The sequence below is a fragment of the Streptacidiphilus monticola genome, from assembly GCF_042658505.1.
GTDB lineage: Bacteria > Actinomycetota > Actinomycetes > Streptomycetales > Streptomycetaceae > Streptacidiphilus > Streptacidiphilus monticola.
The window spans coordinates 1-6158 of sequence record NZ_JBHSQJ010000172.1 but is presented as its reverse complement, the minus strand read 5'-3'; the positions used below and the strand labels follow the sequence as shown (position 1 = coordinate 6158).

Annotated in this window: 6 protein-coding genes; 4 read left to right on the top strand and 2 right to left on the bottom strand. The window is 71.8% G+C overall.

Annotated elements, in window-relative coordinates; translation table 11 throughout:
- The coding region (locus ACFP3V_RS30355) for a sensor histidine kinase (RefSeq protein WP_380590555.1) at positions 1-1367 on the top strand (1367 nt) is incomplete at its 5' end.
- Entirely contained in the window at positions 1364-2098 is a 735-nt protein-coding gene (locus ACFP3V_RS30350) for a response regulator (RefSeq protein ID WP_380590552.1), read from the top strand. The genes ACFP3V_RS30355 and ACFP3V_RS30350, both read left to right, overlap by 4 nt.
- A 39-nt stretch (positions 2099-2137) precedes the next feature.
- On the opposite strand, the gene ACFP3V_RS30345 is transcribed toward ACFP3V_RS30350, so the two are convergent.
- Positions 2138-2923 carry a maleylpyruvate isomerase family mycothiol-dependent enzyme gene (locus ACFP3V_RS30345; RefSeq protein ID WP_380590549.1) on the bottom strand — a complete coding sequence of 262 codons (786 nt, stop codon included), beginning with the start codon at positions 2921-2923 and terminating at the stop codon, positions 2138-2140.
- A 90-nt stretch (positions 2924-3013) separates the two neighbouring features.
- Between ACFP3V_RS30345 and ACFP3V_RS30340 the strand changes: the two genes are divergently transcribed.
- Entirely contained in the window at positions 3014-3301 is a 288-nt protein-coding gene (locus ACFP3V_RS30340; protein WP_380590546.1) for a hypothetical protein, read from the top strand.
- Positions 3302-3393: 92 nt separating this feature from the next.
- Entirely contained in the window at positions 3394-4419 is a 1026-nt protein-coding gene (locus ACFP3V_RS30335; protein ID WP_380590543.1) for a hypothetical protein, read from the top strand.
- Between the two features lie 344 nt (positions 4420-4763).
- Here ACFP3V_RS30335 and ACFP3V_RS30330 read toward each other — a convergent pair whose 3' ends face one another.
- Positions 4764-5750, bottom strand: coding sequence for an SRA domain-containing endonuclease (locus tag ACFP3V_RS30330; RefSeq protein WP_380590540.1), 987 nt, complete (start codon positions 5748-5750; stop codon positions 4764-4766).
- Positions 5751-6158: the final 408 nt, after the last annotated feature.

Below are 6158 nucleotides of genomic sequence, written 5' to 3'. Positions count from 1 at the left end.
CGCTGCAACCCGAACCCCAGGGACCCCCGCCGTCGCGGCGGGCGCTGCTGCTCGACGGCCTGCTCGCCGTCGTGCTCACCGCGCTCGCCGTCCATCAGGTGGTCGCGTCCCCCATGGGTTGGGCGCTGGTCGGGCCGCTGCCGGTCGGCGCCCCGGCCATCCCCTCCGTGCCCGTCGCACCAGGGGCGCCCGGCTCGCTGCTGCGCGCCGTCCACTCACCCTGGGTCGTCGCCGCGTTGACCACCGCACCGCTGGCGCTGCGCCGGGTGTACCCGCTCGGGTCCTTCGCCGTCGTCGTTGCCGCGGCCATCGGGCTGCGTTCCGGGGGTTCCTGGATCACCGTGCTGGCCTGCGTGATCGGCGCCTACAGCGCGATCACGCACAGCCGCTACCGGGTGCAGGCGATGGCCGGCGCGCTCCTCGCGGCCACCGCCGCGGCGACGTCGCTGCGCAAGGCGGACCCGCTGCCGGGCTGGACGGGGCCGTTCGTGGTGGTGCTGCTGGCCGGCTTCCTGGCCAGCGTGGCACGAACGTTGCGCCAGCAGGCGCAGGAGCGGCAGCAGCGTCTGGAGCAGGTACTGGCCGAGCAGGAGGGGGCGACCCGGCGGGCGGTCGAGGAGGAGCGGTCCCGCATCGCCGCCGAACTGCACGACGTGGTCACCCACAACGTCAGCGTGATGGTGATTCAGGCGGGCGCGGCGCGCAAGGTGCTGGACACGATGCCGGAGCAGGCCAAGGAGGCGCTGCTCGCGGTCGAGTCGGGCGGCCGGGCCGCGATGGCGGAACTCCGCCACGTGATGGGCCTGTTGGCAGCAGCGGCGGACGGCGGAACCGCCTCTGCCACCCGACCCGCCCCGAAGGCCGCGACAGCCCCCACACCCCCGGACGCAGTCCCACCCCCGACCTCAGCGGCTCCGGACAGCTCCGGCTCCGGGCACGACGCGGCGGCCCTCCACCCCAGCGAACTCGAACCCCAGCCCGGACTGGCCCAGTTGACCGCCCTCGTGGACCGGGTCCGGGCGACGGGGCTGCCCGTCGAGCTCGACGTCTCGCTGCCGCCGTCCCCCTTGCTGCCCGGGGTGGACCTCGCCGCCTACCGTGTGGTCCAGGAGGCGCTGACCAACACCATGAAGCACGCGGTCGGCGGCAGCGCCCAGGTGATGGTGGGTCACCAGGGCGACTGGCTCGAGATCACGGTCACCGACACCGGCGGCGTCCCCGGCCCGCAGGCCGCGACCGGCAACGGCCGCGGGCTGCTCGGGCTGCGGGAGCGGCTCGCCGTCTATGGCGGAACCCTCGACGCGCGCCGGAGAATCGGCGGCGGATACCGCATCGACGCCCGTCTGCCGTGGAGGACCCCCGCATGACCCAGCCGGCCACCGCGCCCGACCCCGCCACCGCGCCGGCGCCCAACGTCGGCACGCCCCTGCGCGTCGTGCTCGTCGACGACCAGGCGCTCGTGCGCACCGGGTTCCGCATGATCCTCGCGGCGGACGGCATCGAGGTCGCCGCCGAGGCCGCGGACGGCGAGGAGGCGCTGTCCGCCGTCCGGCGGACCCGTCCCGACGTGGTGCTGATGGACGTCCGGATGCCCGTCATGGACGGCCTGGAGGCGACGCGCCGCCTCCTCGGCGGGGGCGAGCACCCGGACACCAAGGTGATCATTCTGACCACCTACGACCTGGACCAGTACGTCTACGCCGCCCTCACCGCCGGCGCCAGCGGCTTCCTGCTGAAGGACGTGACGCCCGAACACCTCGTCGCCTCGGTACGACTCGTCCGCAGCGGCGACGCCCTGCTCGCCCCCGCGATCACGCGACGGCTCATCGAGCGCTTCGCCCGCCGCGACGAGGAACGCGCCGCCGTGCACCGGGACCTCTCCGAACTGACGCCCCGTGAATTGGAGGTGCTCCGCCTGCTGGCGACCGGCCTGAGCAACGCCGAACTCGCGGACCGGCTCACCCTCAGCGCCACGACGGTGAAGACCCACGTGGCGCGGATCCTGTCCAAGCTGGGACTGCGCGACCGGGTCCAGGCCGTCGTCCTCGCCTACGAGACGGGACTCGTCTCCCCGGGAGCGCCGGGCGCGGCCACCTGATCCCGGCCGGCGTCGTCCCCTCTCCCTGTCACCGCTTCGTCAGGGCGCGCGGAAGCAGAGCGGGAAGCGGGGCGCCAGCCACGGCTTGGGCCCCCAGGCCAGCACGGCCCCGCGGGCCAGCGCGGACCAAGGACCGCGTCGGCCCAGTGCCATGAGCAGGAAGGAGACCGGCTCGGTGATGATGGTGCAGTCCGGACGCGGCAACGGCTGCTCGTGCACGCTGAGCCGGCCGTCGTCGAACACGGCGCCGAAGCGGCGGCCGCCGCGCAGGCCGATGGTGTACCGGGCGGTCAGCCCGTGGACGGCTTCGGTGTCCACCACGCGCGGCATCGCGAGGAGCAGGAAGGGCAGGCACAGCTCCACCCGCTGACGGTCCATCATGTGCGGCCGCCGCAGCGCCCTGGCAAGGTCCCAGCCGTGGCCGAGCATGTGCGTGAGCAGGTAGGACCCGAGGGTGGCCAGGTCCATGGACCCCATCGGGGTCACCACCGGCGTCTCCGGCGGCCGCTGCCCCGCGGCGGCGGTGAACGCGCGGGCGTGCGCGAGCACGGCGTCCGCCAGCCGGCCGGCGTCCCGCTCGGGCCACGCCGCCAGCGAGGCCGCGTTCGCGGCGGCGAGCCCGCCGGGCGTGCCGTCGCCGTAGGGACGCTGGGCTCCGGCGGCGAGGTCGGCCATCAGCTCGTTCGCGAGGGCGAGATGGGCCGCGGCCTCGGCGACGGTCCACTCCGCACCGGGGATCGGCGCGTCGGGCGTGGCGCAGTCACGCAGCAGGGCGGCGATGTCCTCGGCGACCGCGCCGATAGTCCAGAACAGACGGTCCGTCATGCCGCAGCAGCCTGCCCGCTCGCGGACCCGCTGTCCAGGCTCCCGGCAACTCCCGGCTTCGGGCGGTGGGCGAACGGTTAGGATCACCGGGTGGCGAGACTCCCCAGAATCCAGTGCCCCACCTGCGGCGGCGTGTACGGGGGCGTGCCCACGACGACCCTCGGGTGGGTGGCCGTCCGGGACCACAAGACCGCTCCCCGCTCACTGGTCCTGTGCCCGGGCAGCATGACCCGGGTCCGCGAGAGCTCGGCCCTGGCGTGGCAGGACGAACTGCCGACGGAGCTGACGGACCTGGTCCACCAGCCCGACGCCGTCCAGACGGAACTCTTCGCCCCGGATCCGGCCTCCGCCCACTCCCCGCGAGACCACCGGGACTGAACCCGCCGAACGCCCGTCCCGGGCATGGACGTCGGGCGGCACCGATTCCGCATCGCGTCAGCCCCCGGCACCCGCCGCCCTATGCTGGCGCGATGCCCGCCGCCGACACCGCGACCCGCAGCAGCCGTCCCCTCCACGACGCACGACGGGACGCATGGCTCGGCACCGTCCTGCTCCTGACCCTGGGCTCACTCGCCGGCGCCGTCCTCACCGCCCCGCCCGCAGGCTCACCGGCCGGCCCGGCCCTGGGCGCGGTGCTGTTCCTCGGGTCATCCGTGCATGTCGCAGCAAGCGCCTGGTTCTGCACCGTCCCCGAGGTGCGCCGTTTCATGGCCGCCCGCCCGGGGCGTTACCTGTACGCGCCGGCCGCCCTCGTCGGCGGCACGGCGCTGCTGGGCGCGCTGGTCCCGCGCGGGGCGTTCACCCTGCTGCTGCTCGCGTTCTTCGCCTGGCAGTTCGTCCACTTCCAGAAGCAGAACCTCGGCCTCGCCGCACTCGCCCACGCCGCCTACGGCACCGGCCCCCTGCGCCGCGAGGAACGCCGATCCATCGTCGCGGCGGGCCTGGCGGGCACGGCGGGCCTGCTCTGCCGCCCGTCACTGCTCCAACTCGGCCAGGACACGCCGTCGTTGCTGCCGCGTCTCTTTCCTTACGCCGCTGGGCTGTTCGCGCTCGCGGTCGTCGTCGGCACGGCCTGCCTGCTGCGCCGCCCGCGCGACACCCGGCCGTGGCAGGTCGTCGGCCTGCAGGGGACCGCTCTGGCCTTCTTCCTGCCCGTGTTCCTCTTCAACTCCCCCTACGCGGCCGTCGCCGGGCTGACGGTCGCGCACGGTTTCCAGTACCTGCTGATGCTGGGCCTCGTCGCAGGCGGCGACGGCGGCGGCCGGATGCCGCGGCTGATCTCGCTCACCCTGCTGGTCAACATCGCGCTGCTGCTGGGCATCGTGCTCAACCTCGCCTCCCACCTCCACGGCGGCGGCCCCACGTCGCGGACCCTCTACGGGGCCTACCTGGGAGCAGTGATGGCGCACTTCGTCCTCGACGCCGGACTCTGGCGCCTGCGCGACGAGTTCCCCCGCACCTTCCTCCGCGACCGCCTCCCCTACCTGCTGGGCTGACGGGCTCTCTCCACCTGCCCCCCTTTAACCCCCGCCGCAGCCGCCAACCGCATCAGCAGCCGAACCGAGCAGCAACACCAACCCGACCGCCACCGCCGCGAGCAGCAGCAACCCGATCAGCACCGCGACTCCCCTCCGCTTCCCCGGCTCACCCGGGGACCCCGTCTCCACGGGCACACCCGTTACGGGCGGCGGGAGTTCGCCCGTCCAACTCGTGTCTGTCGCCATGCCCGTGTGACGCGACCAAGGCGGCATCAGTTCCGCTGGCCTCGCCGCACATGCTCCCCTCGGCGCGGATGACGTCGGTCAGTGCAGGTACGTCCGTCCGCACACGGGTGGCCTGCTCAGACCAGGGGGTACCCGGCGAAGTCGTCTCCATCTCGGTAAACCGATGCGATTCCGACGCTCTGCAGGAAGTTCTGGAGGTCATCATTGGGCCGCTCGGGAAGTAGTACCGCACAGCGAAGTCCGGGAGCGGATATGTGCCGCCGGTAGTCCATCAGCTGGCCCACTGCCTCGCGGATCGCGTGGCGACTACTGCTGCTCTTAGCCTCGAAGAGCACCTTATCCGTGGCGTCGAACAGATCGGTGGTGAAGACGCCGCGTTCACCCCGTATTTGAAGTTGATAGGTCCCGACCTCGTGGCCAAGGGCCACAAGACGCTCCTCAAACGCCGTACGGAGCGCGCCTTCTCGCCGGCGAACCACTCGAGGTTCCTGCCATCCCAGGGTGGCCTCGTCGGTGGAGTGCTGCTCTGCATATGTGAACGTCGCAGTGTTCACCGTCGCTGGGATCAGCAGAGAGGTTGTCCGGGGCGCCGGGGGCATCAAGTCCTGTTCGTGAACGACCACCTGCTGATCAACTGGTCGCATCCGAAAGACATAGACACGTCGCAGAGCACCCTCCCGGTCGACATTCCAACGCTCCTCGTAGGGCTGGCGATCCATGACCATCTGACCGACGTAGCGCTGATACTTCGTCCCCGTGCCTGGAACCTTGCCGTCGGCGACGAAGAGGTGCAGGTCCCGACCCTTCTCAGCCAGGGTCAGCAAGGGTGCGTTGGCTCCTGACAGCTTCTGATGACCAGTCGGGCCCGCACCTGTATAGAGGTAGAGCGGCCCAAAGTCGTCCCCATCTGGCACCCAACCATCGAAAGTGTAACCATGCTTGACCCCCTCCGCAGGGTCAGAGAACACCAGCACCTGGCGGGCTCGGTCGACGGCGATGATCCCACCAGTCCACGACTGGCTGCTCGCCAAGCCCAGTGACTGCGCCAGCTCCTGACGGGTGGTCACGGCTCCGACGGGCGGCGGAAAGTTCTCGAACAACATCCGCCGGATGGTGCCATACAACGGGCTCCTGTGAACTGGAATCACTCAATTCGTGCCCACCCCGCGCCTGCTCAGGGCTCCCATCGGCCCGTTGGACGATCGCGGTGTGCCTGTGAATCACCCCGGCGCTGCCGAAAGCCGGCCCTCTGGCCCGATCGACGTCTGCCCACGCCGCGCAGGACGCCGGCCGCCAGGTCCACGCCCGAGAATGATCTTGGATGCAGCTGCGCCCTTACCGAAAGCGGAGCCACCTCCGTCAGCCGGCCAGGTGGTACCTGCGTCGACCGTTTCACCGACCACATAAAGCGATCGCGCCGGCCAGCCCGGCAGCCGCTCTCCTCAAAGCGCGGCTTCGCCAGGATGGCACGGGTGCCCCCGGCAGGACTCGAACCTGCGACCAAGTGCTTA